Here is a 26289-nt window from a genome sequence, read left to right on the forward strand (position 1 = left end):
GTCAAAGTGGGCGCAGATGTTACCCAACCACATCATCACTGGCAAGCCGAATTCAGGCGCAAACTTCAGTTACCAGTTTTGCCAGGTCTTCGGCATGGCCACGAACCTGTGTTTCGTCCTCACCTTCGACCATCACGCGCACCAGCGGCTCTGTGCCGGACTTGCGCAGCAAAACCCGCCCGCGCCCCGCCATTGCCTGGGTCACGCGCTCGCAAGCCTCTTTGACAGCAGGGTGCTCGATGGGGTTTTCGCCACCGGCAAAACGCACATTGAGCAGCACTTGCGGACACTTGCGCAGGGCTTGGCGCGCCTGGGCCAGGCTCTCCTCGCGGCGACGCAGGGCCAGCAGCACCTGTAGCGCGGCGATGATAGCGTCACCCGTGGTGGTGTGCTGGAAGCAAACCACGTGCCCGGAGTTCTCGCCGCCGACCAACCAGTTACGCTCCAGCAGCTCGGCGATCACGTAGCGGTCACCGACATTGGCGCGAATAAAGGGAATCCCCAGTTCTGCCAATGCCAATTCCAGCCCGAGATTACTCATCAGAGTGCCGACCACGCCACCTTGCAGCTTGTTACGCTCATGCAGGTCACGGGCAATGATGAACAACAGGTCATCACCATCCACGATCATGCCGGTGTGATCCACCATCAGGACACGGTCGCCATCGCCGTCAAAAGCGATGCCCAGGTCCGCATGCTCAGCCAGCACAGCAGCCTGCAGCTGCTCCATGTGGGTGGAACCGCAATTGTCGTTGATGTTCAAGCCGTTGGGCTGAGCCGACAGCACGGTGACCTGTGCGCCCAACTCCTTGAAGACGCTCGGCGCCACCTTGTAAGTCGCACCATGAGCGCAATCGACAACAATCTTCAAGCCTGCGAAATTGGTGCTGCTCGGAACGCTGCTTTTACAGAATTCGATATAGCGACCTGACGCGTCGTTAATGCGCGACACCTTGCCCAGCTTGCTCGACTCAACCACCGTCATCGGCGCATCCAGCAGTTCCTCGATCATCAACTCGATCTCGTCAGGCAGCTTGGTGCCCTGCCCCGAGAAAAACTTGATGCCGTTGTCATCATGAGGATTGTGGGAGGCGCTGATCACAATACCGGCTTCGGCGTGAAAGGTACGCGTGAGGTAAGCGATTGCCGGCGTGGGCATGGGGCCCAGCAGCATCACATCAGCCCCGGCGGCGGACAACCCGGCCTCCAGCGCAGACTCAAACATGTAGCCCGAAATACGGGTGTCCTTGCCCACCAGGATGCGACACGCGCCCATGCTGCGGAACGCCATGCCTGCCGCCCAACCCAGCTTGAGCATGAAATCAGGGGTGATCGGGAATTCGCCGACCCGACCACGAATGCCGTCGGTGCCAAAATATTTTTTAGTCATAAGTACTCCATCATTCTTATTCGGCTGATTCTACAGCAGCGAGCATGCGCACCACATCGACCGTTTCGGCGACATCATGCACACGCAAAATACGTGCGCCCTTGGTCACGGCAAGCGCCGCAAGCGCCAGGCCGCCATACAGGCGTTCGCCGACCGGGCGATTCAGGGCGAGCCCTATCATGCTCTTGCGCGACACACCGACCAACAGCGGGCGACCAAGGGCGTGCAGCGCTTCCATGTGTTTGAACAGGCTTAGATTGTGCTGCAGGGTCTTGGCAAAGCCAAACCCCGGATCGAGGATGATCTGCTCAGGCGCAATACCCACAGCCACACATTGGGCAATCCTCTCAGCAAGAAACCCACTCACCTCGCCGACCAGATCGTCGTAGTGCGGATTGTCCTGCATGTTGCCGGGCTCACCCAGCATATGCATCAGACAGACGGGCAGGCCCGTTGCGGCGGCCGCATCAAGGGCTCCATCACGCTGCAGCGAACGCACATCATTGATCAACCCAGCCCCCAGCCGCGCGGTTTCGCGCATCACTGCCGGGGTGGAGGTGTCTACCGAGATGATGACATCCAGCTCACGGGCAATACGTTCGACCACGGGCGCCACCCGCTCCAGCTCCTCCAAAGGAGAAACAACGCGGGCGCCGGGGCGGGTCGATTCCCCACCCACATCAATCAGCGTCGCACCGGCAGCCACCATCGCCTCGGCATGACGCAACGCGGCATCCAACTGGCTGAAGCGGCCACCATCGGAAAAGGAGTCAGGGGTTACATTGAGGATGCCCATGACATGCGTCCGGGCCAAATCAAGAACCCGGTTGCCGCAAGGCAACCGGGTAGAGGACAAAGCAGAAGTCATTTCAAACCTTAGTGATCAGCTGCCGGGCCGCCGATAGGCGTTTCAGGGCGCTCATTCTGCACCACAGGCGGAGTGCCTGAAGTACCCGAACCACCTTCCCAGTCGCGCGGCTCACGCGGCGTACGGCCCGACATGATGTCGTCGATCTGGTCGGCATCGATGGTTTCGTACTTCATCAACGCATCAGCCATGGCGTCCAGCTTGTCACGGTTGTCAGTCAGGATCTGCTTGGCCGTGCCGTAGCACTGGTCAATGATGCTGCGAACCTCGGAGTCGATCAGCTTGGCTGTCTCACCCGAGAAGCTGGCGCTTTGCCCACCGCCGCCACGGCCGAGGAACACTTCGCCTTCTTCTTCGGCGTACATCAATGGGCCGAGTTTTTCCGACAAGCCCCACTTGGTCACCATGTTTCGTGCGATCTGGCTGGCACGCATGATGTCATTGGAGGCACCAGTGGTCACACCGTCGAAGCCAAGGGTCATTTCTTCAGCAATACGGCCACCATACAGCGAGCAGATCTGGCTGATCAGCGCACGCTTGGAGAGGCTGTAACGATCCTCTTCCGGCAGGAACATCGTCACGCCCAGTGCCCGACCACGGGGAATGATCGACACTTTGTAGACGGGGTCATGCTCTGGCACAACGCGACCTACAATGGCGTGGCCGGCCTCGTGATAAGCGGTGTTCTGCTTCTCTTTCTCGGACATGACCATGGATTTGCGCTCGGCGCCCATCATGATCTTGTCTTTCGCCAATTCGAACTCTTTCATCTCAACGATGCGCTTGCCAGTACGGGCAGCGAACAGCGAAGCCTCGTTCACCAGGTTCGCCAAATCAGCACCGGAGAAACCGGGAGTACCACGGGCGATCACAGCCGGAGCTACGTCGTCACCCATTGGCACCTTGCGCATGTGCACTTTCAGGATCTGCTCACGACCGCGGATATCCGGCAGGCCGACCACAACCTGGCGGTCGAAACGGCCCGGACGCAGCAACGCAGGGTCCAGCACGTCCGGACGGTTGGTTGCGGCGATGACGATAATGCCGTCATTCATCTCGAAACCATCCATCTCTACCAGCAACTGGTTGAGGGTCTGCTCACGCTCATCGTGACCGCCACCCATGCCAGCGCCACGATGGCGACCAACGGCATCGATTTCGTCGATGAAGATGATGCATGGCGCGTGCTTCTTGGCCTGCTCGAACATATCGCGAACACGGCTGGCGCCAACGCCGACAAACATTTCGACAAAGTCAGAACCGGAAATCGTGAAGAAAGGCACCTTGGCTTCGCCGGCAATCGCCTTGGCCAGCAAGGTTTTACCGGTACCCGGTGGGCCCACCATCAGCACACCGCGAGGAATACGGCCACCCAGGCGCTGGAACTTGCCCGGATCACGCAGGAACTCGACCAACTCACCGACTTCTTCCTTGGCTTCGTCGCAACCCGCAACGTCAGCCAGGGTGGTCTTCACCTGGTCTTCGGAGAGCAGGCGCGCCTTGCTCTTGCCGAAGCTCATCGGCCCGCCCTTGCCTCCCGCACCACCTTGCATCTGGCGCATGAAGAACATGAACACGGCGATAATCACCAGGATCGGGAAGCTGGCCACCAGGAGCTGGGTCCAGATGCTTTGCTGTTCAGGCTGCTTGCCTTCCACAATGACCTTGTTATCCACCAGGTCACCGATGAGACCGTTGTCCTGAATGGCAGGACGAATGGTCTTGAAGCTGTCGCCATCGTTGCGCTTACCGGTAATCACGTAGCCATCAACCGCTACGCGCTCGACCTTGCCATCCTTAACTTGCTGGATGAAGTCGGAATAGTTGAGGGTCTGCGGCTCGTTAGGGCTGGAGAAGTTGTTCATCACCGTCACCAGGACAGCCGCGATGATCAACCACAGGATCAAATTCTTTGCCATATCGTTCAATTAACTACCCTCTGAAGCAAGCTCCGCTACTGGCGCGCGCTTCGCATGATATTCACCGGCCTAACTTACTACATTACCTACAACTCTGGCAGGCGCCGTCTGTAACCCTTTGTGAAACTTTGACTACACAATATTCGTAAAGCTTCGTGACGAAAGCGATATAAAAAAACCTATCGCCCCCCTCGAATTTCTCAAAAACGCTCTTCACTTGCCGCGCCTTCGACCCCGCGGTAGCCACGGCACAGCAGATACTGCTCCCTGGACCGGTCACGGGATGAGTCCGGCTTGCGGGTTTGTACCTTGTCGAACAACTTGCGAATGTTCTTGTGGTACTCGTCGAAACCTTCGCCCTGGAAGACCTTCACCAGGAAATCACCACCCGGACGCAACACCCGACCTGCCAAATCCAGCGCCAGTTCACACAGGAACATGGCACGCGGCATATCAACAGCCGGTAATCCACTCATATTGGGGGCCATGTCGGAAATCACAAGGTCTACCTGCGAATTTCCCACAGCCTCCAGGATCTCGGCCAATACTTTGTCCTCGGTGAAATCGCCGTGAACAAAGGTCACGTCCGGGATGCTGTCCATCTCGAGGATGTCCGAAGCGATCAATCGGCCTTGCCCACCAATCAGACGACTGGTCACCTGGGACCAGCCACCGGGGGCCGCGCCGAGATCGATAACGCTCATGCCTGGACGAATCAATTTGTCCTTGTCCTGGATCTCCAGCAACTTGTAGCTGGCCCGGGAACGGTAGCCGTCCTTTTGCGCCTTTTTGACGTAAGGATCATTGAAATGTTCTTGTAGCCACTTAAGGCTGGTTTTGGAACGGGCCACGGGCCACCTCGAAAAAATAAAACGGGTCGTGATTAACTGGGCGGTCCCGGACTCGCTCGGGTAAACTGGCCGCCGCTTTTTACAAGATCAGACGCAGGGGTCAGATTATGCCGCTCACTCAAGAGCAGAAGAAACAGTACAAATCCATTGGCCACCATCTGAAACCAGTTCTGATTGTGGCAGACAACGGTTTGACTGAGGGTGTGCTAGCCGAATTCGAGCGCGCACTGAACGATCACGAACTGATCAAGATCAAGGTCAACATCCTTGATCGCGAAGCGCGCCTGGCTGCCGTTGCAGAACTGTGCAAGGTCGGCAAAGCGGACCTGGTTCAGGTCATCGGCAAGATGGCGCTGCTGTATCGCAAGAACTTCAGCGTCAACAAGCAACTGTCGAACGTTCATCGCTTCAAATGATGAAAAGGGTCAAGGGCGTGCTTCGCGCGCCCCGCCACTCCATCCCGGCGCAGGCTGCGCAACCAGCACCAAGCCAGAGAACCCTAGCACAAGATAGCTGAACAACTGCCAGCGCAACGCTTGCGGCAGCCACACATGCACCATACAAAACATTGCGCATGCATACAGCGCCATCAACAGCAGTTGCCCGCGAATATCCCGCCACAAACTCTTCAAGCCTTCGGCCGTGATCAGCACCAACGCCTGAAGCATCACGCACGCCGCCGCAAAACCCACCAGCAACGCACTCAGCAATCCGTCGATCTCATCGATCAGCAGCGGCGCCAGGCCAATCAGGCCCAACGCCGGCAACACGCCAATATGTAACAGCCATAGGCCACCCACCCAAAGCATCTGAGAGAGCTGCCAAAGCATGGCGCCCGCACGCAGCGGGCGCCGCCTTTCAGATGTGACGAACTTCGACAATCTCGTACTCAATGACGCCGCTCGGCGTTTTCACGGCAACCACGTCGCCTTCTTCCTTGGCAATCAAGGCGCGAGCAATCGGCGAGCCGACAGAGATCTTGCCTTGCTTGAAGTCAGCCTCATCCTCACCCACGATCTGGTAGGTCACGCTTTCGTCGGTCTCGACGTTGGCGATTTCCACGGTCGTGCCGAAAATCACCTTGCCGGTATGCGGGATGGTGGTGACATCGATGATCACCGCATTCTGCATACGGCCCTCGATGTCACGAATCCGCGCCTCGACCATACCCTGCTGCTCGCGAGCAGCGTGATATTCGGCGTTTTCCTTCAAGTCACCCAGTTCGCGGGCCGTACCGATGTCCTGGCTCAGCTTCGGACGTACGACCTTGGTCAGATGGGCGTGCTCCTCTTCCAGGGCGCGCGCGCCCTGAACGGTCATCGGGTATTTGGTTATGCTCATGCCTTCAATCCTGCGTGTAGATCCTGCAAGCGACGCACGGTCTTTTCCGGACCGAACTTCAGCGCTTCACAGATAGCTTCGCCAGCAGCAATGGTAGTGGTGCAGTAAATCTTGTGCTGCAAGGCATTACGACGAATGGAATAGGAGTCCGCGATCGACTGGCGACCTTCGGTGGTGTTGATGATCAGGGTGACTTCGTCATTCTTGATCATGTCGACCACATGCGGACGGCCTTCCGTCACCTTGTTCACGCGACGTACTTTCAGGCCGGCAGCTTCGATCAGCTTGGCGGTCCCGGCGGTAGCCACGACTTCAAAGCCCAAGTTGATCAGATCGCGGGCGACCCCTGCAACCAGTGGTTTGTCATCATCACGCACGCTGATAAACGCAGTACCGCCGGTCGGCAGCACTTCGCTGGCACCCATCTGGGCCTTGGCGAACGCTTCACCGAAGGTATCGCCCACACCCATCACTTCACCGGTGGACTTCATCTCTGGGCCCAGGATCGGGTCCACACCAGGGAATTTGGCGAACGGGAACACCGCCTCTTTCACACTGTAGAAGTTCGGAATGATTTCCTTGGTAAAGCCGATTTCCTTCAGGGTCTTACCAGCCATCACACGCGCAGCGATCATGGCCAGGGACACACCGATGCACTTGGACACAAACGGTACGGTACGCGAAGCACGCGGGTTGACTTCGATGACGTAGATGTCTTCGCCTTGCAGCGCCAACTGTACGTTCATAAGGCCGACCACACCCAGTTCCAGGGCCATCTTCTTGACCTGTTCGCGCATCTCGTCCTGGATGTGCGCCGGCAGTGAGTACGGCGGCAGGGAGCACGCGGAATCACCGGAGTGAACGCCGGCCTGCTCGATGTGCTGCATGATCGCGCCGATCACGACGTCAGTACCGTCGCAGACCGCGTCCACGTCCATTTCGATGGCGCAGTTGAGGAAGTGGTCCAGCAGCACCGGGCTGTCGTTGGAGACTTTCACCGCATCACGCAGGTAGCGCTTGAGTTCTTCTTCTTCGTAGACGATTTCCATCGCCCGGCCGCCCAGTACGTAGGACGGACGCACCACCAGCGGGTAGCCGATCTTGCTGGCCGCGCGAATGGCTTCGTCTTCGCTGCGCACGGTGGCGTTCGGCGGCTGACGCAGGTTCAGGCGCTCAACCATCTGCTGGAAACGCTCACGGTCTTCGGCACGGTCGATTGCATCCGGGCTGGTACCGATGATCGGCACGCCAGCGGCTTCGAGGGCACGCGCCAGCTTCAGCGGGGTCTGGCCGCCGTACTGGACGATCACGCCTTTAGGTTTCTCGACGCGGCAGATTTCCAATACGTCTTCCAGCGTTACCGGCTCGAAGTACAGACGGTCGGAAGTGTCGTAGTCAGTGGAAACCGTTTCCGGGTTGCAGTTGACCATGATGGTCTCGTACCCGTCTTCGCGCAGGGCGAGGGCGGCGTGTACGCAGCAGTAGTCGAACTCGATGCCCTGGCCGATACGGTTCGGACCGCCACCCAGGATGATGATCTTGTCGCGGCCCGTCGGCGCGGCTTCGCACTCTTCCTCGTAGGTGGAGTACATGTAGGCCGTGTCGGTGGCGAACTCTGCGGCGCAGGTATCAACGCGCTTGTAGACCGGGAAGATATCCAGCTTGTGGCGATGAGTACGCAGGTTCTTCTCGGTCACACCCAGCAGCTTGGCCAGACGCTGGTCGGAGAAACCTTTGCGCTTGAGGCGGAACATCAGGTCGCGGTCGATAGACGACAGACCCAGCGTCTTGACCTTCTCTTCTTCCTTGATCAGATCTTCGATCTGCACCAGGAACCACGGGTCGATCATGTTCATGCCGAAGATATCTTCGACGCTCAGGCCGGCACGGAAGGCGTCAGCCACGTACCAGATACGCTCGGCACCCGGCACGGTCAGCTCGCGCTTGAGGATGCTCATGCTTTCCGGGCTGCTCAGGTCGAGCTTCTCGTCCAGGCCGCAAACACCAACTTCCAGGCCGCGCAGGGCTTTCTGCAAGGATTCCTGGAAGGTGCGGCCGATCGCCATGACTTCACCAACAGACTTCATCTGGGTGGTCAGGCGCGCATCAGCCTTGGCGAATTTCTCGAAGGCAAAGCGCGGCAGCTTGGTCACGACGTAGTCGATAGACGGCTCGAAAGACGCCGGCATAGCGCCGCCGGTGATTTCGTTTTGCAGCTCGTCCAGGGTGTAGCCGATAGCCAGCTTGGCGGCGATACGCGCAATCGGGAAGCCGGTCGCTTTCGAGGCCAGCGCCGAAGAACGCGATACACGTGGGTTCATCTCGATCACGACCATGCGGCCGGTGTCCGGGCAGATGCCGAACTGAACGTTGGAACCGCCGGTTTCAACGCCGATCTCGCGCAGTACCGCCAGGGAGGCGTTACGCAGGATCTGGTATTCCTTGTCGGTCAGGGTCTGTGCCGGAGCCACGGTGATCGAGTCACCGGTGTGCACGCCCATCGGGTCGAAGTTTTCGATGGAGCAGACGATGATGCAGTTGTCCTTCTTATCGCGGACCACCTCCATCTCGTATTCTTTCCAGCCGATCAGCGACTCGTCGATCAGCAGCTCTTTGGTCGGCGACAGATCCAGGCCACGCGCGCAGATTTCTTCGAACTCTTCACGGTTGTAAGCGATACCGCCGCCGGTGCCGCCCATGGTGAACGACGGACGGATGATGCATGGGAAGCCCAGGGTCTCGAGGACCGCGTTGGCCTCTTCCATGCTGTGGGCGATACCGGAACGCGGGCACGCCAGGCCGATGGACTTCATGGCCTTGTCGAAACGCGAACGGTCTTCAGCCTTGTCGATGGTGTCGGCATTGGCGCCGATCATCTCTACGCCGAACTTTTCCAGGACGCCTTCGCGCTCTAGGTCCAAGGCGCAGTTCAGAGCGGTCTGGCCACCCATGGTTGGCAGCAGCGCGTCCGGACGCTCTTTTTCGATGATCTTGGCAACGGTCTGCCACTTGATCGGCTCGATGTAGGTGGCGTCGGCCATGGCCGGGTCGGTCATGATGGTGGCCGGGTTGGAGTTCACCAGGATGACGCGGTAGCCCTCCTCGCGCAGGGCTTTACAGGCCTGGGCGCCGGAGTAGTCGAATTCGCAGGCCTGGCCGATCACGATCGGGCCAGCGCCGAGAATCAGGATGCTTTTTATGTCTGTACGTTTTGGCATGGGTTTGTCACTCAAATCCGCAGGTCAGTCGGCAAGCCGTCTTGAACAATCTTTGAAGAGCCTGCGGGGGCCACCGCAATCCGGGGCCGCCCGCAGGCCACTCAGTCAGCGTCGCTTGGCCATCTCATTGATGAAACGGTCGAACAGCGGCGCTACGTCGTTCGGGCCCGGGCTGGCTTCAGGGTGGCCCTGGAAGCTGAACGCGCTCTTGTCGGTGCGCTCGATGCCTTGCAGGGAACCGTCGAACAGCGACTTGTGAATGGCGCGCACATTGCTCGGCAGGGAGGCTTCATCCACCGCAAAACCGTGGTTCTGGCTGGTGATCATCACAACGCCGGTGTCCAGGTCTTGTACCGGGTGGTTGGCGCCGTGGTGGCCGTGGCCCATTTTCAGGGTCTTGGCGCCGGAGGCCAAAGCCAGCAACTGGTGGCCAAGGCAGATGCCGAACACCGGAATCTCGGTCTCCAGCACGTCCTTGATGGCCTGGATAGCGTAGTCGCATGGCTCAGGGTCACCCGGGCCGTTGGACAGGAACACACCGTCCGGCTGCATCGCGAGCACATCGCTGGCAGGGGTTTGCGCGGGCACCACGGTCACACGGCAACCGCGCTCGACCAGCATGCGCAGGATGTTGTACTTGACGCCGTAGTCATAGGCGACCACGTGGTAAGGCAGATCGGCAGCCTCGATAGTCGCGTGGCTGTCGGTCTTCAGATCCCACACAGTGGAACGCCACTCGTACTTCTCTTTGACGCTGACGACTTTCGCCAGGTCCATGCCCTTCAGGCCAGGGAAACCTTGCGCCGCGGCAATCGCCGCCTCTTCGGAGATATTGTCACCGACCATGATGCAGCCGTTCTGCGAGCCTTTTTCACGCAGGATGCGCGTGAGGCGGCGCGTATCGATACCGGCGATCGCCACAACGTTGTTGGCTTTCAGGTAATCGGACAGCGACATCGTGTTACGCCAGTTGCTCGCAACCAGTGGCAGGTCACGAATCACCAGGCCCGCCGACCAGACACGATCAGACTCGACATCTTCCGGCGTAGTGCCGGTGTTGCCGATGTGCGGATAGGTCAGGGTAACGATCTGTTGGGCGTAGGAAGGATCGGTAAGGATTTCCTGATAGCCGGTCATGGCAGTGTTAAACACCACCTCTCCAACGGTCTGACCGTCGGCTCCAATGGCTTCGCCGCGAAAAATGCTGCCATCAGCAAGGGCGAGTATGGCTGGCTTAGTCAAGAAGACCTCCCGTAAATAAAGCCTGAAAGGGCGATCGCAGGTTGTAAAAAAGCGGAGTGACGTATGGACACGTCACCCCGCTTCTTCACTGAATTATTCTGCGCGCTTTTAGTGGACACACTAAAGCTGTAGCTTACAGAAAAAGGCTTTTTTGGTCCACCGCTAATGAGCCTTAAAGGCAGGGGAATGCGACAGGACGTCGCCTAGCGGGTAAAAACGGGGCCACAGGATAATCCTGAGCCCCCGTTTTAGCTACTGCTTAGTGCAGGTCCAGCACGTCACGCATGTCGTACAGGCCCGGCTCGCGGCCGTCCAACCAAAGCGCAGCACGCACCGCGCCCTTGGCGAAAGTCATGCGGCTGGAGGCTTTGTGCGTGATCTCCAGGCGCTCGCCTTCGGTGGCGAACAGCACGGTGTGATCGCCAACCACATCACCACCGCGCACGGTTGCAAAACCGATGGTGTCGCGTGCGCGCTCACCGGTGTGGCCTTCACGCCCGTATACCGCCACTTTCGACAAATCGCGGCCCAGCGCATCGGCAATAGCTTCACCCATGCGCAACGCAGTGCCCGACGGAGCGTCGATCTTGTGACGATGGTGGGTCTCGATAATCTCGATATCCGCTTCATCACCCAGCACGCGCGCCGCCAGGTCCAGCAATTTCAGCGACAGGTTTACGCCCACGCTGAAATTGGCGGCGAAGACGATCGGAATATCCTTGCCCGCCTCCACTAGCAACTGTTTCTGCTCGGCACTCAAACCGGTGGTACCAATCACCATGGCCTTGCCCGCCTTACGGCAGAAGGCCAGATTTTTCAGCATCACTTCCGGCAGGGTGAAGTCGATCAGCACGTCGAATTCGTCCGCCACCTGCTCGAGGTTGCCAGACAACGAAACACCGATGCGACCCAACGAGGCCAACTCACCTGCGTCCGCGCCGATCAACGTACTGCCTGGGCGAACAATCGCCGCCGTCAGCCCGGAGGCCGGCGAGCGTTGCTGCACCGCCTCGACCAGCGTCTTGCCCATGCGCCCGGCAGCGCCCATTACGGCTATACGTCGCATATTCAGATCCTTACAGGTCGCCGAAGAAGCGTTTTACACCGTCGAAGAAGCCCGTAGTCTTCGGCGAGTGCGAGTCATCGCCTTCCAGCGAGCTGCGGAACTCTTCCAGCAGTTCACGCTGACGACGATTCAGGTTCACCGGAGTTTCCACCGCCACACGGCACATCAGGTCGCCAGCACCGCCACCGCGCACGGGCGCAACGCCCTTGCCACGAATGCGGAACTGCTTGCCGGTTTGAGTCCCCTCGGGAATCTTGAGTTTGACCCGACCATCCAGCGTCGGAATCTCCAACTCGCCACCCAGGGCCGCATCAACAAAGCTGATCGGCACTTCGCAGAACAAGTGCTTGCCGTCACGCTGGAAGATCGAGTGCTCGCGCACATTGATCACCACGTACAGGTCGCCCGTAGGGCCGCCCTGGGCACCCGCCTCGCCTTCGCCCGACAGGCGAATACGATCACCGGTATCCACACCCGCCGGTACCTTCACCGACAGCGTCTTGTACTCTTCAACGCGGCCTTCGCCGTGGCAGGAATCGCACGGATCGGAAATGATCTTGCCCTGGCCATGGCAACGCGGGCAGGTTTGCTGCACCGAGAAGAAGCCCTGCTGCATGCGCACCTGCCCGATACCGCCGCAGGTCGGGCAAGTGATCGGCGAAGAGCCTTTCTTCGCACCCGAGCCGTCGCACGGCTTGCAGTTGACCAGCGTCGGCACACGGATATTGACGCTGGTGCCGCGCACGGCTTCTTCCAGGTTCAGCTCCAGGGTGTAACGCAAGTCACTGCCGCGCTGAGGGCCGCCACGCTGGCCGCCCCGGCCGCCGCCGAAGAAGTCGCTGAATACGTCGCCGAAAATATCGGAGAAGTTCTGACCACCAAAACCGGCACCGCCGCCGCCCATGCTCGGGTCGACGCCAGCATGGCCATACTGGTCGTAAGCCGCACGCTTATTGGGATCACACAGGCATTCGTAGGCCTCGTTGGCCTCTTTGAACATCTCTTCGGATTCTTTGTTATCCGGATTACGGTCCGGGTGGTGTTTCATCGCCAGGCGACGGTAGGCCTTCTTCAGGTCCGCCTCGCTGGCGCCACGCTCCACACCCAATACTTCGTAATAGTCACGCTTTGCCATAAGTCTTTGCACTCTTAAGGACGTTCGACCTGGCCCTCCTGAACCCTGCCAAACTCGTTGAGCCCCAATACAGGCCCGGACCCAACTCACGTCAATTCAACGATCCTGGTCATTACTGCTTTTAGCCAGGGAGCCGGCCAAAAACGCGGTGACTGTCATTCGGAAAGCAGGAGCATTCCCGTTCACACCGCCAGCATCCGAGCGTTGTCGCATGCTGTAAAAATTCGCATACCCCAGACACGCCAACGCGGGAGCAAGCTCCCGCGCGGCGACATCCTACCAGTCACCGCTTGTGCGCGGTCAACCGGGCGACAACTTACTTGTTGTCTTTAACTTCTTCGAACTCGGCATCGACAACATCGTCGTGCTTGGCTTCAGGCTCTGCTTGTTGCGCAGCGCCGTCAGCCGGCTGGCCTTGCTCGGCGTACATTTTCTGAGCAACTGGCGCGGAGACTTTCGACAGTTCCTCAACCTTGGCTTCGATGGCAGCCTTGTCGTCGCCTTTAATAGCGGCTTCCAGGGCAACCACTGCCGCTTCGATTGCAGTTTTCTCTTCGTCGGTCACTTTGTCGCCAGCATCAGCAATCATTTTGCGAGTCGAGTGAACCAGCGCGTCACCCTGGTTACGGGCGCCTGCCAACTCTTCGAACTTCTTGTCGGCTTCAGCATTGGTTTCAGCATCACGGATCATCTGTTGAATTTCTTCATCAGACAGGCCGGAGTTGGCCTTGATGGTGATCTTCTGCTCTTTGCCGGTGGCCTTGTCTTTCGCGCCGACGTGCAGGATGCCGTTGGCGTCGATGTCGAAGGTCACTTCGATTTGTGGCACGCCACGTGGTGCTGGTGGAATCTCAGCCAGGTCGAACTTGCCCAGGGACTTGTTCTGTGCGGCTTGCTTACGCTCGCCCTGCAGCACGTGGATAGTCACGGCGCCCTGGTTGTCATCGGCAGTCGAGAACACCTGGGATTTCTTGGTAGGAATCGTGGTGTTTTTCTCGATCAGCGCAGTCATCACGCCACCCATGGTTTCGATACCCAGGGTCAGCGGGCTTACGTCCAGCAGCAGCACGTCTTTCACATCACCGGCCAGTACGGCACCCTGGATGGCAGCACCCATGGCAACGGCTTCGTCCGGGTTCACGTCTTTACGGGCTTCTTTGCCGAAGAACTCGGTGACCAGCTTCTGAACCAGTGGCATACGGGTCTGACCGCCCACCAGGATCACGTCGTTGATCGAGCCAACGTCGATACCGGAGTCTTTCAGCGCGATGCGGCAAGGCTCGATGGTGCGCTGAACCAGGTCTTCAACCAGTGCTTCGAGCTTGGAACGCGAGATCTTCACGTTCAAGTGCTTAGGACCGGTAGCGTCTGCAGTGATGTACGGCAGGTTCACGTCAGTCGACTGAGCGGAAGACAGTTCGATCTTGGCTTTTTCAGCGGCTTCTTTCAGGCGCTGCATGGCCAGCGGGTCGCCCTTGAGGTTCATGCCGCTTTCTTTCTTGAATTCGTCAACGAGGTAGTCGATCAGACGAATGTCAAAGTCTTCACCACCCAGGAAGGTGTCACCGTTGGTGGCCAACACTTCGAACTGGTGCTCGCCGTCAACTTCTGCGATCTCGATCACGGAGACGTCGAACGTACCGCCACCCAGGTCGTAAACGATCACGGTGTGGTCGCCCTTGGCCTTGTCCATACCGTAAGCCAGCGCGGCTGCGGTTGGTTCGTTGATGATACGTTTTACATCCAGGCCCGCGATGCGGCCGGCGTCTTTGGTGGCCTGACGCTGGCTGTCGTTGAAGTAGGCAGGAACGGTGATCACCGCTTCAGTCACTGCTTCACCGAGGTAGTCTTCGGCGGTCTTCTTCATCTTTTTCAAGATTTCAGCCGAGATTTGCGGCGGCGACATTTTCTGGCCGTTCACTTCAACCCAGGCGTCACCGTTGTCGGCCTTGGCGATTTTGTAAGGCACCATCTTGATGTCTTTCTGTACGACTTCTTCGTCGAACTTACGACCGATCAGACGTTTTACCGCGTACAGGGTGTTATGCGGGTTGGTCACCGCCTGACGCTTGGCCGATTGACCGACGAGGATTTCACCGTCGTTGGCGTAAGCGATGATCGACGGAGTGGTACGTGCGCCTTCGGCGTTTTCAATAACTTTTGCAACGCCGTTTTCCAGCACGGAGACGCAGGAGTTGGTGGTCCCCAGGTCGATACCGATAATTTTGCCCATGATTTACTCTCCCGAAACTTGAATTTGGTTGCCGCAGCAGTTTTGGCTAACTGCGGTAGCACTTAAACGCTTGACTTATAGATGGGGGCCTTGCGGCGAATTTCAAGCCTGCTCATCAATAGAAGGTGCAACGGGTGAAGGAGCCTTGCTCACCACCACCATTGCCGGACGCATCAGGCGACCGTTGAGCTGGTAGCCCTTCTGGAACACCTTGATGACGCTATTGGGTTCCAGGTCATGGCTTTCCTGCATGGCCATGGCTTGGTGATGTTCAGCATTGAACGGCTCGCCGGCTTGCGGATCGATCGCTTCCAACTGATAACGCTTCAGGGTGTCCTGGAACATTTTCAGGGTCAGCTCGATGCCTTCACGCATTGGGCGGATGTTTTCATCGTCCGGGTTGGACAACTCAAGACCACGCTCCAGGCTGTCGATGATCGGCAGCAGGTCACCGGCGAATTTTTCCAGCGCGAACTTGTGAGCCTTCTCTACATCCTGCTCGGCACGGCGGCGGACGTTCTGCAGATCGGCGGCAACACGCAACGATTGATCCTGCGCAGCGGCCAATTGCTCTTCGAGCACTTGCACACGAGTCGCCAGTTCATCACCGGCAGCCGAATTGGCGTCTGGAGTTTGCGTATCCTGCGTCTGTTCGTCAGCCATAGATTTCTCCTTTCAAAATCATGCGCGAACTCAACTCGCGCTTCTGCTCCGGTATATGGGGCCACAATTTTCAGGTTCAAGGGCGCAGGCGTTACCAAAAGTCTTTCGATTGACCTGGATCATTTCCTTCTCGCTCATTCCACATCGCGCTAAAAAAATTAACGACTCAAGCAAATCGAGCTAAGCGCCAGGATTGTCAGGCCCGAACAAAACACTGTATAAATAACCAGACCTAAAGCCTGGGAGCGGCCGTCATGCTCGTGCACCTGTCTGTACATAACTACGCCATCGTTGAACATCTGGATCTTGAACTGGATCGCGGGATGAGCGTAATCACAGGCGAAACCGGCGCCGGCAAGTCGATCATGCTCGACGCCCTCGGCCTGACGCTTGGCGACCGCGCCGACAGTGGCGTGGTACGCCCTGGCTCCGACAAGGCCGACATCCTGGCCACTTTCGACCTGGCGGACATCCCCGAAGCCGAGGCATGGCTGGCCGAGCGCGACCTTAATAATGAAGGCCCCTGCATTCTGCGCCGGGTGATCACCGCCGAGGGCCGCTCGCGCGGCTATATCAACGGCACGCCTTGCCCACTGGGCGACTTGAAAGCCCTGGGCGAATTGCTGATCGATATTCACAGTCAGCACGAACACCAATCCCTGTTGAAAACCGATACCCACCGTCGCCTGCTCGATGAGTACGCCGGCGCCACCGATCTTTCCCGGCAAGTTCAACTGGCCGCCCAACGCTGGCGCCAGACACGCCAGGAACTGGAACGCCTCTCCAACTCCGGCGACGAACAACGCGCCCGCCACCAGTTGCTCAGCTATCAACTGGAAGAGCTCGAGAGTCTGGGCCTGGGTGAGACAGAGCTTGAGCAACTTGAGCAGGAACACAAGAACCTGACCAACGCCGAGACCCTGCTGGGTATCTGCCGCCAGGTCGTCGAGCAATGTAGTGAGAGCGACTCCGGCAATGTCCTTAATGCACTGACCGCCAGCCTCAACCGCCTGTCCAGTGTGAACAATGCTTCCGGTTCACTGAGCGAAGCGACCACCCTGTTGACCAGCGCGCAGATCCAGGTTGAAGAGGCCGTGGGCGAACTCAATCGCTTCCTGGACCACTTCGACGCTGACCCAGCTCGCCTGCAGGAAATAGAAGAACGCCTGGACACTATTTATACCCTGGCTCGCAAGCATCGAATCCAGCCGACTGAAGTCGCAACCATGCAGCAGAAACTGCTGGATGAAATCGAAACACTCAACGCGAACGACGAATCCATCGAACGACTGGGCGAGGAGCTCGCTTCGTTTGCCCGTCATTATCAGGAAAAGGCCCGGGAGCTGAGCGCTCTGCGCCAGCAGGCAGCTACTAGCCTGGCAAGCGCCGTTGAGCTGGAAATCCAACGCCTGGGCATGCCAGGCGGGCGCTTCACCATCGAGTTGCATCCCAACGCCACTCAAGAATTGCAGCCCCATGGGCTGGAGCACGTCGAACTGCTGGTGAGTGCCAACCCCGGGCAACCGCTCAAGGCCCTGGCCAAAGTGGCCTCCGGCGGCGAACTCTCGCGCATCAGCCTGGCGATCCAAGTGATTACCGCCCAGACCTCACGGGTACCCACATTGGTATTCGATGAAGTGGATGTGGGCATTGGCGGGCCGACCGCAGAAATTGTTGGCCAATTGCTGCGTCGCCTGGGGGATCGCGGCCAGGTGCTTACGGTGACCCACTTGCCGCAAGTGGCAGCCCAAGGGCATCAGCACCTGTTTGTGCATAAGGTGCGCGGTAGCGACGCGACACACACCGCCGTCTCCAAGCTGAATAAGTCGGAACGGGTGGAAGAAGTGGCGCGGATGCTCGGCGGTATCGACTTGACCAAGGAGTCCTTGGCTCACGCGAAAAAAATGGTGGTGGCCGCGAAGGCTTGAAGCGACATTTTCCACTCTATAGAAAGCACGAAGGCGACCCGAGGGTCGCCTTCAATCGTTTCGCAAAGCAAAACTGCGTCGATTTTTACTTTTTCTTACGGATGTACAACACGAGATTGTGGTCGACCAAATCGAACCCGTGCTCCTCAGCAATCTTGTGCTGCAGCGCTTCGATTTCAGGGCTGGTGAACTCGATAACCTCATTGGTATCCAAGTCAACCATGTGGTCATGATGACCACCGTCAGCCAATTCAAACACCGCATGACCGCCGTCGAAATTATGACGAACCACCAGCCCTGCGGCTTCAAACTGGGTCAGTACACGGTAGACCGTGGCCAGGCCGACGTCCTCATTAGACTCCATCAGCGCCTTGTAAACATCTTCGGCACTCATGTGGCGCTGCTCAGCAGAATCGAGCATTTGTAGAATCTTGACTCGTGGCAGAGTCACTTTGAGACCGGCTTTGCGTAGTTCGCTATTTTCAACCATGGTTAGCTTTCTCGCGGATGCTGCTTCGCAGCTTCTCTTAATACGGGTATGATCGGCGTTTACGTTGTCCCAGCCAAGATAGTGGAAGTCGCCCACCGATGCAAAACACCAAGCTCTTGCTAACCAGTTTCACCTTTGTGGGACTGCTCGCACTCGCCGGTTGTTCATTCCCCGGGGTTTACAAAATCGACATCCAGCAGGGCAATGTCGTCACGCAGGACATGATAGACCAGTTACGCCCGGGAATGACCCGACGGCAAGTACGGTTTATCATGGGTAATCCCCTGCTGACCGACACTTTCCATGCCGATCGCTGGGATTATCTCTACAGCCTGCAGCCGGGTGGCGGTGAACGCCAGCAGGAGCGCGTCAGTGTCATCTTCAATGGCAATGACCAGCTCGTGAGCCTGTCCGGTGACTTCATGCCCGGCGTAAGCCGCGATGAAGCCTTGCTGGGCAAGGACAGCGGCACCAACGTGACCGCACCTGCGCAAGAAGCCGAAAAACCGAAATCCGAGGTACCGGCCAAGCCAGGTTCGTTGCTGGACACCATCCAGAAAGACATCGACAACGTGGAAACCGTGCCCGTCCCGACGCCTCAGCCTCTGGACACCAGCCCGCAATAATTTTGCGCTCGATAAAAAGCCCGGCATGCCGGGCTTTTTGTTGCCTGCCATTTACATAGGCATCTACATAACCTTGGTGCGACGTGAACCTGTGGGAGCTGGCTTGCCTGCGAGCGATCTGACAGTCGACCAGGATCCTGGATCAGATCGAGTACATATCCGTTATCGGGACCGCCCCCTTCCACATTTGGATCGTGGGCATCAGGTAGATATGCGCCGGCTATCAGGGCGTCATCGCAGGCAAGCCAGCTCCCACAGTTGGATCGCGGCGCTCCAGATAGCTAGGCTGCCATTTGGCAAGCTCAAGAGTTCGTTTGCCTGGCCAATGCCGCCTTGGCCGCGCGCAACCTGCGCACCTCTTTAGGGTCGGCCAGCAAAGGCCGGTAGACCTCAATACGGTCGCCCGCTTGTACGAAACGCGTCCCGGCATCCGCGACAACCTTGCCAAAGATACCCACCGGGCAATCAACCAGATCAACATCAGGAAAATGGGCCGCCATTCCCGACGCTCGCACCGCTTCGCGCAAACTAGTGCCTTCAGCCACCTTTACCCCCAGCAACACCTGGCGATCCTCAGCGGCGAACACCACCTCAATCTCAACCATGCAGTTGCTTGGCGCGCTGACAGAACGCGTCCACCAGAGTATTGGCTGCCTGATTGAACAAAGGCCCTAAAGTCGCACGAACAATCGGCCCGGCATAATCAAACGAAAGATCCAGGCTGATCTTGCAGGCCTTGTCCGTCAGCGCCTTGAACACCCACACGCCATGTAGCTGGGTGAACGGTCCTTCCTGCAGGTTCATTTCGATGGACTGGCCCGGCACCAGCACATTGCGCGTCACAAAATGCTGGCTGAGGCCGCCCTTGGCCACCCCCACACTGGCAACCATGTGCTCGTCACTGCTCTCCAGAACCTCGGCTGTCGAGCACCAAGGCAGAAACTCTGGGTAACGCGCCACGTCGTTGACCAGGTCATAGAGCGCCTGGGCCGGATAGGGCAACAGGGCCGAACGTTGAATATGCGTCGTCATGTGAGCGTTACTTCCACTGCTTAAGGCAAACATCGCGAAAGAACAGCCCAATCCGCGAGAGAAAAAAACCAAAGAACTGCCCGCATTGTCCGGGATTCGTCCAACTCGCTCAAGCACACAGGTTGACCGTAGCCGACACGCTCGCAACTCCCTATAATGCCGCCCCTATGGCTAAACAAAAGAAACACCCCACAGGGACCATCGCGCAAAATAAAAAAGCGCGACACGATTACTTCATCGAACATCGGTTCGAGGCTGGTCTGGTCCTGGCCGGCTGGGAAGTAAAAAGTCTGCGTGCCAGCAAACTGCAGCTGGTCGACAGTTATGTGCTGCTCAAGGATGGCGAGGCATGGCTGCTTGGCAGTCATATCACCCCGTTGACCACCGCGAGCACCCACGTGATTGCCGACCCGGTGCGTACGCGCAAGCTGTTGCTCAATGCCCGCGAACTCGAAAAGCTCGCCGCAGCCGTGCAGCAAAAAGGTTACGCGTGCGTCTGCTTGTCCTGGTACTGGAGCAAGCACTTGGTCAAATGCGAGATCGCATTGGGCAAGGGCAAGAAGGAATACGACAAGCGCGACACCGAACGCGAGCGCGACTCCAATCGCGAGCTGCATCGCGCCGTGCGCAACAAAGGCAAGGAAGAGTAATCCTTGTGACGGTGTAGCCCACGCGGGCTACATCCCTTTGCGTCGCTCCGCCCGAGCCACACGCTGAACCTCCTGACGCACCTCCTCCAACACCTCCTGCACATACAACAGATGCCGTGTCGAGACTTCGCGCGCCTGCTCGGCCCGCCCCTCGATGATGGCCAGGTACAAGTCCCGATGCTGATTGATCAGCATGTCGCGGGTCTCGGTACGCTGCTGGTACATGCCACCAATATTCGTCACCACGTTACGCTTGAGCAGGTCGAACAGCCCGCGAATGGTGTGCAGCAACACGGCGTTATGACTGGCTTCGGCAATCGCCAAGTGAAACCTTGCATCCGCAGCACCCTCCTCCACTCGGCTCACCTCGTCGGCGCGCGCATAGCAATCCTGCAACGCTTCAAACGCTGCGGTCAGCCGTTCACGGTCAACCTCCGTGGCGCGTAACGCCGCGTAATAAGCACACGAAGCCTCAAGGGTCTGGCGAAACTCCAGCAGATCGCGCTGCGCTTCGGGATTGCTTTCCAACAAGTGCAGCAGCGGATCGCTGAAGGTCGAACCCAGGGAGTCCACCACATAGTTGCCACCGCCCTGGCGACTGACCAGCAACCCCTTGGCCGCCAGTTTCTGAATCGCCTCACGCAACGACGGGCGCGACACACCAAAGCGCTCAGCCAACGCGCGCTCGGCCGGCAAGCGCTCGCCCGACTTCAGCGTGCCCTCGAGAATCATCCCCTCAAGCTGCTCGACAATATCGTCAGACAAACGGCGCTGACGCACCTGATCAAACCCCATAACTCACTCTCCGCCATCCCGACCACTCGCCGGGGCCCCTATTCTGGCCTATCGACGTGCCGGCAGCACCTATCAGAACGCCTTCAATTTCGCCGATCAGAACACTCCGCCTCCCGACCTACGACCAAAGTTTCGCAGGCGGCAAATTGACATACCCCCGCCCAGGCTTTTAATCTAGCCCACAGAGATTGTAAATTGGTATTACCAATTACCCAAGCTCACCAAACAACAACAATCAGGGGCCACCCCATATGCAAACCTGGCAACAGCTTTACAGCCCACTCGGCAGCCTCGGCCTGTCCGCACTGGCCGCCGTCATTCCTATCGTATTCTTCTTCCTGGCGCTGGCCGTGTTCCGCCTCAAAGGCCATGTAGCCGGCAGCATCACCCTGGCCCTGTCGATCCTGGTCGCCATTTTCGCCTTCCAGATGCCCGTAGACATGGCACTGGCTGCGGCCGGTTATGGTTTTGCCTACGGCCTGTGGCCCATCGCCTGGATCATCGTCGCGGCTGTATTCCTGTACAAATTGACGGTCAAGAGCGGCCAGTTCGAAATCATCCGCAGCTCCGTTTTGTCGATCACCGACGACCAGCGCTTGCAGGTGTTGTTGATCGGTTTTTGCTTTGGCGCCTTCCTCGAAGGCGCGGCCGGTTTCGGCGCGCCCGTGGCGATCACCGCCGCGCTGCTGGTAGGCCTGGGTTTCAACCCGCTGTACGCCGCAGGCCTGTGCCTGATCGCCAATACCGCGCCTGTGGCCTTCGGCGCATTGGGCATTCCGATCATCGTCGCCGGCCAGGTCACCGGTATTGACGCGTTCAAGATTGGCGCCATGACCGGCCGCCAACTGCCGCTGCTGTCGCTGTTCGTGCCGTTCTGGCTGGTGTTCATGATGGACGGCCTGCGCGGCGTTCGCGAAACCTGGCCGGCAGCCTTGGTGGCGGGCTTGAGCTTTGCCGTCACCCAATATTTCACCTCGAACTTCATTGGCCCGGAACTGCCGGACATTACCTCGGCACTCGCCAGCCTGATTGCCCTGACGCTGTTCCTGAAAGTCTGGCAACCCAAGCGCACCGCAGGCGCACAAATTGCCGGCGCTACATCCAGCGTGGCGGTCACCTCCAGCGCCGGCGGCTTCGGCTTGCCGCGCAACACCGTGGTTTCGCCCTACAGCCTGGGGCAAATTTTCAAGGCGTGGTCGCCGTTCCTGATCCTCACCGTACTGGTGACCATCTGGACCCTCAAACCCTTCAAGGCCCTGTTCGCCGCGGGCGGTTCGATGTACGGCTGGGTGTTCAATTTTGCGATCCCGCACCTGGATCAACTGGTGGTTAAAGTCGCGCCCATCGTGACCAACCCAACCGCCATCCCGGCCGTCTTCAAGCTGGATCCGATTTCGGCCACCGGCACTGCGATCTTCTTCTCGGCACTGGTCTCCATGCTGGTCTTGAAAATCGACGTCAAAACTGGTCTTACCACTTTAAAAGAGACCTTCTTTGAGCTGCGCTGGCCGATCCTGTCCATCGGCATGGTGCTGGCGTTCGCCTTCGTCACCAACTACTCCGGCATGTCCTCGACCATGGCCTTGGTTCTGGCCGGCACGGGTGCTGCCTTCCCGTTCTTCTCGCCATTCCTTGGCTGGCTGGGGGTTTTCCTGACAGGCTCCGATACCTCATCCAACGCCCTGTTCAGCTCATTGCAAGCCACTACCGCGCACCAGATCGGCGTCAACGACACCCTACTGGTAGCCGCGAACACCAGCGGTGGCGTGACCGGCAAAATGATCTCGCCGCAATCGATCGCCGTGGCCTGCGCCGCCACCGGCCTGGTGGGCAAGGAATCCGACCTGTTCCGCTTTACCCTTAAGCACAGCCTGTTTTTTGCCACCATCGTCGGGCTGATCACCTTGGCGCAGGCGTACTGGTTCACCGGTATGCTGGTGCACTGAGGCCTGCACGTAATAGGGTAAGAATCGACGCCGGGGCATCCTTCCGGCGTCTGCTATTTCTGGAGGACCGATGAGCCTGCCTGCTGCTTTTTTGAGCGACGTCGCACAACTGATCCCGCAAGATCGCCGCTTCGACGATCCACTTTCCACCCTCGCCTTCGGCACCGACGCCAGCTTCTACCGACTGATCCCACAGTTGGTGATTCGCGTGGAGTCAGAAGACGAAGTGGTAACTCTGCTGCAACTGGCCCAGCGCGACCGCGTACCGGTGACCTTCCGTGCCGCAGGCACCAGCCTCTCGGGCCAAGCCATCAGCGACTCGGTGCTGATCGTGCTGGGTGATAACTGGAATCACCGCGAAATTCGCGGGCAAGGCACCCAGATCCGCCTGCAACCGGGTGTGATCGGCGCCCAGGCCAACGCCTGGCTCGCACCGTTCGGGCGCAAGATCGGCCCGGACCCTGCGTCCATCAATGCTTGCAAGATCGGCGGTATCGTCGCCAACAACGCCAGTGGCATGTGCTGCGGCACGGCGCAAAACACCTACCACACCCTGGCGGGCATCCGTCTGGTGCTGGCCGATGGCAGCCGCCTGGACACCGAAGATGCCGCCAGCGTGCAAGCCTTCCGCCAGTCACATAGCGCACTGCTTGAACGCCTGGCCCTGTTGGGTCGCGAAACACGGGCAAATAATGAGCTGGCGGCAAAGATCCGCCACAAATACCGCCTGAAAAATACCACCGGCCTGTCACTCAATGCCTTGGTGGATTTCGATGACCCGCTGGATATCCTCAGCCACCTGCTGGTCGGCTCCGAGGGCACCCTGGGGTTTATCAGTGCGGTCACCTACGACACCGTGATCGATCACCCCAACAAAGCCTCGGCGCTGATCGTCTTCCCGGATGTCGAAACCTGCTGCAACGCCGTCACCGTGCTGAAAACCCAGCCGGTCTCCGCCGTTGAACTGCTGGACCGACGCAGCATGCGTTCGGTGCAGGACAAACCGGGCATGCCTGCTTTCGTACAGCACCTATCGGAAAACGCCTGCGCACTGCTGATCGAATCCCGCGCCGCTTCGTCATCACTGCTGCACGAACAACTGACGCGCATCATGGCGTCCCTGGCGGCGTTTCCCGTGGAGAAACAAGTCGACTTCACCGAAGACCCACTGGAAAACGCCCGCCTGTGGGCGATCCGCAAAGACACCTTCCCCGCCGTAGGCGCCGTACGCAAAACCGGCACCACCGTGATCATCGAAGACGTGACCTTCCCGGTCGAACAACTGGCGATTGGCGTGAACCGCCTGATCTCACTGTTCGACAAACATCACTACGACGAAGCCATCCTTTTCGGACACGCCCTGGAAGGCAATCTGCACTTTGTGTTCACTCAAGGCTTCAATAGCAGCGAAGAAGTCGCACGCTATCAAGCGTTCATGGACGACGTCGCGCAACTGGTGGCCGTGGAGTTCGGTGGCTCGCTGAAGGCTGAACACGGCACCGGCCGCAATATGGCGCCGTTCGTTGAACTGGAATGGGGCAGCGACGCCTATCAACTGATGTGGCAACTCAAGCGCCTGCTCGACCCTAACGGCATCCTCAACCCCGATGTGGTGCTCAGCGAAGACCCGCAAATCCACCTCAAACACCTCAAGCCCCTGCCCGCCGCCGATGAGCTTGTGGATAAGTGCATCGAATGCGGGTTCTGCGAACCGGTGTGCCCTTCAAAAGGCCTGACCCTGAGCCCGCGCCAGCGCATCGTGATCTGGCGCGATATCCAGGCGAAAAAACGCGCAGGCGTCGATACCTCCGAACTGGAAGCGGCCTACCACTACCAGGGCATAGACACCTGCGCCGCCACCGGCTTATGCGCGCAACGTTGCCCTGTAGGCATCAATACCGGCGACCTGGTGAAAAAGCTGCGCAGCCGCGAAGCCGACCGTACGAAAACCGCCGACTGGCTCGCCAGCCATTTCGCCACCGCGCTGCAAGGTGCGCGCTTTACCCTGCACGTCGCCAATGGCGCACGCATGCTGCTGGGTGCTCCACGGCTGACTAGGCTCTCGAGCACGCTGACCAAGCTGTCCAAAGGGCAAATTCCGCAGTGGACCAACGCCATGCCACAGCCCGAAAAAGCCATCCGCTTCAGCCCGGCAGTGACGGACGCGCGCCCGCGCGTGGTTTACCTGGCCGCCTGCGTCTCTCGCGCCATGGGCCCGGCAGCCGGCGATAAAGAGCAAATGTCGCTGTACGACAAAACCCGCCAACTGCTGGAAAAAGCCGGCTACCAGGTAGTCTTCCCCGACAACCAGGACAGCCTCTGCTGCGGCCAACCCTTCGCCTCCAAAGGCTACGCCGAGCAGGCCGAACACAAGCGCCAGGAACTGATCGGCGCCCTGCTTCACGCCAGCCGCGGCGGCCTCGACCCGATCTACTGCGACACCAGCCCCTGCACCCTGCGCCTGGTGCAAGAATTGGGAGAAACGCGCCTGGACCTCTACGACCCCGTGCGCTTTATCCGCACCCACCTGATGGACCGCCTCGACTTCACACCCCAGGAAGCGCCCATCGCCGTGCACGTCACCTGCAGCACCCAACACCTGGGCGAGAGCCAGGCACTGATCGAACTGGCGCGACGCTGCGCAAAAACCGTGGTGATCCCCGAAGGCATTCATTGCTGCGGCTTTGCCGGCGACAAAGGCTTCACCACCCCAGAGCTCAACGCCCACGCCCTGCGCTCCCTCAAGGACGCCGTGCAATATTGCAGCGAAGGCATCTCCACCAGCCGCACCTGCGAGATCGGCCTGAGCCAGCATGGCGGCATCGACTACCACGGCCTGGTCTACCTGGTAGACCGCGTCACCCGCGCCCGCGCCCACTGACCCGGCAAAAAAACC

Annotated in this window: 22 protein-coding genes; 6 read left to right on the forward strand and 16 right to left on the reverse strand. The window is 58.9% G+C overall.

What is annotated here, in order from left to right:
• Positions 1–52: 52 nt before the first annotated feature.
• The 4 genes from glmM to rlmE form a co-directional block, all read right to left on the reverse strand.
• A complete protein-coding gene (glmM, locus tag GIW79_RS10460; RefSeq protein ID WP_054917976.1) occupies positions 53–1390 on the reverse strand; it encodes a phosphoglucosamine mutase in 1338 nt (445 codons plus the stop codon).
• Between the two features lie 16 nt (positions 1391–1406).
• Positions 1407–2258: a dihydropteroate synthase gene (folP, locus tag GIW79_RS10465; RefSeq protein ID WP_054898020.1), complete on the reverse strand. Its 852-nt coding sequence runs from the start codon at positions 2256–2258 to the stop codon at positions 1407–1409.
• Between the two features lie 8 nt (positions 2259–2266).
• Positions 2267–4177 (reverse strand): ATP-dependent zinc metalloprotease FtsH, encoded by a 1911-nt coding sequence (ftsH, locus tag GIW79_RS10470; RefSeq protein ID WP_034127004.1) that lies wholly within the window; start codon positions 4175–4177, stop codon positions 2267–2269.
• A gap of 200 nt (positions 4178–4377) precedes the next feature.
• Positions 4378–5028 carry a 23S rRNA (uridine(2552)-2'-O)-methyltransferase RlmE gene (gene rlmE / locus GIW79_RS10475; protein ID WP_003194199.1) on the reverse strand — a complete coding sequence of 217 codons (651 nt, stop codon included), beginning with the start codon at positions 5026–5028 and terminating at the stop codon, positions 4378–4380.
• Between the two features lie 107 nt (positions 5029–5135).
• Between rlmE and GIW79_RS10480 the strand changes: the two genes are divergently transcribed.
• Positions 5136–5444, forward strand: a complete 309-nt coding sequence (locus tag GIW79_RS10480) for a YhbY family RNA-binding protein (RefSeq protein ID WP_003176146.1) — start codon at positions 5136–5138, stop codon at positions 5442–5444.
• A 9-nt stretch (positions 5445–5453) separates the two neighbouring features.
• Here GIW79_RS10480 and GIW79_RS10485 read toward each other — a convergent pair whose 3' ends face one another.
• The 8 genes from GIW79_RS10485 to grpE form a co-directional block, all read right to left on the reverse strand.
• Positions 5454–5858 carry a hypothetical protein gene (locus GIW79_RS10485; protein WP_054898019.1) on the reverse strand — a complete coding sequence of 135 codons (405 nt, stop codon included), beginning with the start codon at positions 5856–5858 and terminating at the stop codon, positions 5454–5456.
• A 28-nt stretch (positions 5859–5886) separates the two neighbouring features.
• The gene (greA, locus tag GIW79_RS10490; protein WP_032873232.1) at positions 5887–6363 is read right to left on the reverse strand and encodes a transcription elongation factor GreA; all 477 of its coding nucleotides are present in this window, start codon (positions 6361–6363) and stop codon (positions 5887–5889) included.
• 2 nt (positions 6364–6365) lie between these two features.
• Complete coding sequence (gene carB, locus GIW79_RS10495; RefSeq protein WP_054898018.1) at positions 6366–9587, reverse strand: carbamoyl-phosphate synthase large subunit; 3222 nt, start codon at positions 9585–9587, stop codon at positions 6366–6368.
• A 105-nt stretch (positions 9588–9692) separates the two neighbouring features.
• Positions 9693–10829: a glutamine-hydrolyzing carbamoyl-phosphate synthase small subunit gene (gene carA, locus GIW79_RS10500; protein ID WP_003194208.1), complete on the reverse strand. Its 1137-nt coding sequence runs from the start codon at positions 10827–10829 to the stop codon at positions 9693–9695.
• A 259-nt stretch (positions 10830–11088) separates the two neighbouring features.
• A complete protein-coding gene (dapB, locus tag GIW79_RS10505) occupies positions 11089–11895 on the reverse strand; it encodes a 4-hydroxy-tetrahydrodipicolinate reductase (RefSeq protein WP_014719957.1) in 807 nt (268 codons plus the stop codon).
• A gap of 10 nt (positions 11896–11905) precedes the next feature.
• Complete coding sequence (dnaJ, locus tag GIW79_RS10510) at positions 11906–13030, reverse strand: molecular chaperone DnaJ (RefSeq protein WP_054896114.1); 1125 nt, start codon at positions 13028–13030, stop codon at positions 11906–11908.
• A 316-nt stretch (positions 13031–13346) separates the two neighbouring features.
• Positions 13347–15263: a molecular chaperone DnaK gene (gene dnaK / locus GIW79_RS10515; protein WP_014719959.1), complete on the reverse strand. Its 1917-nt coding sequence runs from the start codon at positions 15261–15263 to the stop codon at positions 13347–13349.
• A gap of 102 nt (positions 15264–15365) precedes the next feature.
• Complete coding sequence (gene grpE, locus GIW79_RS10520) at positions 15366–15926, reverse strand: nucleotide exchange factor GrpE (RefSeq protein WP_034126999.1); 561 nt, start codon at positions 15924–15926, stop codon at positions 15366–15368.
• Positions 15927–16180: 254 nt separating this feature from the next.
• Here grpE and recN point away from each other — a divergent pair, with 254 nt between their 5' ends.
• Positions 16181–17854, forward strand: a complete 1674-nt coding sequence (recN, locus tag GIW79_RS10525; protein WP_054896115.1) for a DNA repair protein RecN — start codon at positions 16181–16183, stop codon at positions 17852–17854.
• 85 nt (positions 17855–17939) lie between these two features.
• Here the strand turns inward: recN and fur are convergent, their stop codons facing one another.
• A complete protein-coding gene (gene fur, locus GIW79_RS10530; protein ID WP_003194220.1) occupies positions 17940–18344 on the reverse strand; it encodes a ferric iron uptake transcriptional regulator in 405 nt (134 codons plus the stop codon).
• A gap of 98 nt (positions 18345–18442) precedes the next feature.
• Between fur and GIW79_RS10535 the strand changes: the two genes are divergently transcribed.
• Positions 18443–18970 (forward strand): outer membrane protein assembly factor BamE, encoded by a 528-nt coding sequence (locus tag GIW79_RS10535; RefSeq protein WP_034126997.1) that lies wholly within the window; start codon positions 18443–18445, stop codon positions 18968–18970.
• A gap of 302 nt (positions 18971–19272) precedes the next feature.
• Here the strand turns inward: GIW79_RS10535 and GIW79_RS10540 are convergent, their stop codons facing one another.
• Together GIW79_RS10540 and GIW79_RS10545 are read right to left on the reverse strand one after the other, a co-directional pair.
• Positions 19273–19575: an RnfH family protein gene (locus GIW79_RS10540; protein ID WP_236454209.1), complete on the reverse strand. Its 303-nt coding sequence runs from the start codon at positions 19573–19575 to the stop codon at positions 19273–19275.
• Positions 19568–20002, reverse strand: coding sequence for a type II toxin-antitoxin system RatA family toxin (locus GIW79_RS10545; protein WP_003194226.1), 435 nt, complete (start codon positions 20000–20002; stop codon positions 19568–19570). The genes GIW79_RS10540 and GIW79_RS10545 overlap by 8 nt, the downstream gene beginning before the upstream one ends.
• 167 nt (positions 20003–20169) lie before the next feature.
• On the opposite strand from GIW79_RS10545, the gene smpB reads away from it, so the two are divergent.
• On the forward strand, positions 20170–20652 hold the full coding sequence (gene smpB / locus GIW79_RS10550) for an SsrA-binding protein SmpB (RefSeq protein ID WP_014719962.1): 483 nt from the start codon (positions 20170–20172) through the stop codon (positions 20650–20652).
• A 27-nt stretch (positions 20653–20679) separates the two neighbouring features.
• On the opposite strand, the gene GIW79_RS10555 is transcribed toward smpB, so the two are convergent.
• Positions 20680–21447, reverse strand: coding sequence for an FCD domain-containing protein (locus tag GIW79_RS10555; RefSeq protein WP_014719963.1), 768 nt, complete (start codon positions 21445–21447; stop codon positions 20680–20682).
• Between the two features lie 251 nt (positions 21448–21698).
• Here GIW79_RS10555 and GIW79_RS10560 point away from each other — a divergent pair, with 251 nt between their 5' ends.
• Both GIW79_RS10560 and GIW79_RS10565 read left to right on the forward strand, forming a co-directional pair.
• Positions 21699–23393, forward strand: coding sequence for a lactate permease LctP family transporter (locus tag GIW79_RS10560; protein ID WP_020301770.1), 1695 nt, complete (start codon positions 21699–21701; stop codon positions 23391–23393).
• Positions 23394–23463: 70 nt separating this feature from the next.
• Entirely contained in the window at positions 23464–26274 is a 2811-nt protein-coding gene (locus GIW79_RS10565) for an FAD-binding and (Fe-S)-binding domain-containing protein (RefSeq protein ID WP_236454212.1), read from the forward strand.
• The last annotated feature ends 15 nt before the right edge of the window (positions 26275–26289 follow it).

Origin of the sequence: Pseudomonas sp. PA-7-1E (genome assembly GCF_021605325.1) — a bacterium.
In the GTDB taxonomy this organism is placed as follows: Bacteria; Pseudomonadota; Gammaproteobacteria; order Pseudomonadales; family Pseudomonadaceae; genus Aquipseudomonas; species Aquipseudomonas fluorescens_BV.

Excerpts from the sequence above, each read along its gene's own strand:
- glmM (WP_054917976.1), bottom strand. The coding sequence starts at position 1,390 with ATGACTAAAAAATATTTTGGCACCGACGGCATTCGTGGTCGGGTCGGC.
- folP (WP_054898020.1), bottom strand. The coding sequence starts at position 2,258 with ATGACTTCTGCTTTGTCCTCTACCCGGTTGCCTTGCGGCAACCGGGTT.
- ftsH (WP_034127004.1), bottom strand. The coding sequence starts at position 4,177 with ATGGCAAAGAATTTGATCCTGTGGTTGATCATCGCGGCTGTCCTGGTG.
- GIW79_RS10480 (WP_003176146.1), top strand. The coding sequence starts at position 5,136 with ATGCCGCTCACTCAAGAGCAGAAGAAACAGTACAAATCCATTGGCCAC.
- GIW79_RS10485 (WP_054898019.1), bottom strand. The coding sequence starts at position 5,858 with ATGCTTTGGCAGCTCTCTCAGATGCTTTGGGTGGGTGGCCTATGGCTG.
- carB (WP_054898018.1), bottom strand. The coding sequence starts at position 9,587 with ATGCCAAAACGTACAGACATAAAAAGCATCCTGATTCTCGGCGCTGGC.
- dapB (WP_014719957.1), bottom strand. The coding sequence starts at position 11,895 with ATGCGACGTATAGCCGTAATGGGCGCTGCCGGGCGCATGGGCAAGACG.
- dnaJ (WP_054896114.1), bottom strand. The coding sequence starts at position 13,030 with ATGGCAAAGCGTGACTATTACGAAGTATTGGGTGTGGAGCGTGGCGCC.
- dnaK (WP_014719959.1), bottom strand. The coding sequence starts at position 15,263 with ATGGGCAAAATTATCGGTATCGACCTGGGGACCACCAACTCCTGCGTC.
- grpE (WP_034126999.1), bottom strand. The coding sequence starts at position 15,926 with ATGGCTGACGAACAGACGCAGGATACGCAAACTCCAGACGCCAATTCG.
- recN (WP_054896115.1), top strand. The coding sequence starts at position 16,181 with ATGCTCGTGCACCTGTCTGTACATAACTACGCCATCGTTGAACATCTG.
- fur (WP_003194220.1), bottom strand. The coding sequence starts at position 18,344 with ATGGTTGAAAATAGCGAACTACGCAAAGCCGGTCTCAAAGTGACTCTG.
- GIW79_RS10535 (WP_034126997.1), top strand. The coding sequence starts at position 18,443 with ATGCAAAACACCAAGCTCTTGCTAACCAGTTTCACCTTTGTGGGACTG.
- GIW79_RS10540 (WP_236454209.1), bottom strand. The coding sequence starts at position 19,575 with ATGGTTGAGATTGAGGTGGTGTTCGCCGCTGAGGATCGCCAGGTGTTG.
- GIW79_RS10545 (WP_003194226.1), bottom strand. The coding sequence starts at position 20,002 with ATGACGACGCATATTCAACGTTCGGCCCTGTTGCCCTATCCGGCCCAG.
- smpB (WP_014719962.1), top strand. The coding sequence starts at position 20,170 with ATGGCTAAACAAAAGAAACACCCCACAGGGACCATCGCGCAAAATAAA.
- GIW79_RS10555 (WP_014719963.1), bottom strand. The coding sequence starts at position 21,447 with ATGGGGTTTGATCAGGTGCGTCAGCGCCGTTTGTCTGACGATATTGTC.
- GIW79_RS10560 (WP_020301770.1), top strand. The coding sequence starts at position 21,699 with ATGCAAACCTGGCAACAGCTTTACAGCCCACTCGGCAGCCTCGGCCTG.
- GIW79_RS10565 (WP_236454212.1), top strand. The coding sequence starts at position 23,464 with ATGAGCCTGCCTGCTGCTTTTTTGAGCGACGTCGCACAACTGATCCCG.